We start from the raw sequence: 1,570 nt of genomic DNA, 5'->3' as shown, positions 1-1,570 counted from the left end.
CAATGCCGGGAAGATAAGCGTTGCCGCTGGTAGGGCCGCGTGTGCCCGAGGCGGCTCGGGTTGATGATCAGCGCCCCGGCGTGGCGGCATCGATAGACAGCGAAGCTCCTGTAGAACGTCGATCGACCAAGACAGACGTGAATACAGGAGCTTCGTGGTTACAGATGATGCCACGACGCGCTTTGGCGCGTGCGTGGGCGTGCCGGTGGGCCAGCGCATGGGATTGGGCATCCTCACCGACTTCATCCCGGGCACCCTGGTGGACGAGGTTCTCGCCGACACCGGACGGGTGCAGCGACGGGTGCGGCGGTTGCCGGCGCGGGCGGTGGTGTGGTTCATCCTGGCGTTGACGCTGTTCCACGGGCAGGGATACCGCAGCGTGTGGCGGGAGTTGGCGCACGGTGTCGCCGAAGGCGGCCCGACGCCGTCGGCGTCGGGGTTGTCGCAGGCCCGCCGCCGGTTGGGGGTGACGCCGTTGGCGCAACTGTTCGCCCGGCTGCGTGGCCCGCAAGCCGCACCGGGTGCACCAGGCGCGTTCCTGGGTGGGTTGCGGCTGGTGTCTTGGGACGCCACCACCCTGGACGTGCCCGACAGTCCGGCCAACGCGCAGGCGTTCAACGTCTCGTTCAACTCCCGTGGGCGGGGCGCGTTCCCGAAGGTGAGGCTGCTGACGCTGATCGAGTGCGGCACCCACGCTGTCATCGACGCGGTCTTCGGCGCGCTGTCCGAGCAGGCCCTGGCCCGCCAGGTGCTGGGTTCGCTGCGCGAGGGGATGCTGCTGCTGGGCGATCGCAACTTCCCGTCCCACCGGCTGTGGTGCCAAGCGGCCGCCACCGGAGCGCATCTGCTGTGGCGGGTCAAGGCCGGCATGCTGCTGCCCCGGGTGGGCACCTTCGCCGACGGCTCCTGGCTGGGCGTGCTGCCCAGGCCGGGCACCGGCCGCACGATCGGCACCTGGGTCCGGGTCGTGGAGTACCAGGTGACCGTGACCAGCACCGATCAGCATGGCAGCGTCACGACCCGAACCGAGCTGTTCCGGCTGATCACCACGATCACCGACCCGCACCTGGCCGGCGCGGACGAACTGGCCGCCTGCTACCAGCAGCGCTGGGAATCGGAGACCGGCTACAAAGCCCTCAAGACCCATCAACGCGGACCGCGGCAGGTGCTGCGGTCGCACGAGCCCGAAGGCGTGAGCCAGGAACTCTATGCGTATCTGATCACCTACCAGGCCCTACGTCGGCTGATGCACCAGGCCGCGACGACCGCCGACATCGATCCTGACCGGCTGTCGTTCACCACCACGCTGCGGGCCGTGCGTCGCTTCATCGCCCACGCTGGCACCATCGCGGCCCTCGCTGACGCGGTGCGCCGCGCGGTCGCCGACATCCTCGAAGACCAACACTCACGCCGGGACCGGGTCAGCCCTCGCGTGGTCAAACGATCACAGAGCCCGTACCCATCGAAGAAATACGCCACCCAGCCGAGATCCATGGCCGTCCACTACGCCATTGACGTCGTCCGACGAGACCCGGCATGACCTGCCACAACGCTTATCTTCCCGGCATTG

At 68.5% G+C, this 1,570-nt stretch carries 1 protein-coding gene; it reads left to right on the top strand.

Annotated elements, in window-relative coordinates; all coding sequences use genetic code 11:
- Positions 1–193 precede the first annotated feature (193 nt).
- Entirely contained in the window at positions 194–1,540 is a 1,347-nt protein-coding gene (locus AB0B66_RS43665; protein ID WP_360541562.1) for an IS4 family transposase, read from the top strand.
- The last annotated feature ends 30 nt before the right edge of the window (positions 1,541–1,570 follow it).

The sequence above is a fragment of the Catellatospora sp. NPDC049111 genome, assembly GCF_040648615.1.
Lineage (GTDB): Bacteria > Actinomycetota > Actinomycetes > Mycobacteriales > Micromonosporaceae > Catellatospora > Catellatospora aurea.
Note: the sequence above shows the minus strand (reverse complement) of the source record. Positions and strands in the feature narration are given on the sequence as shown.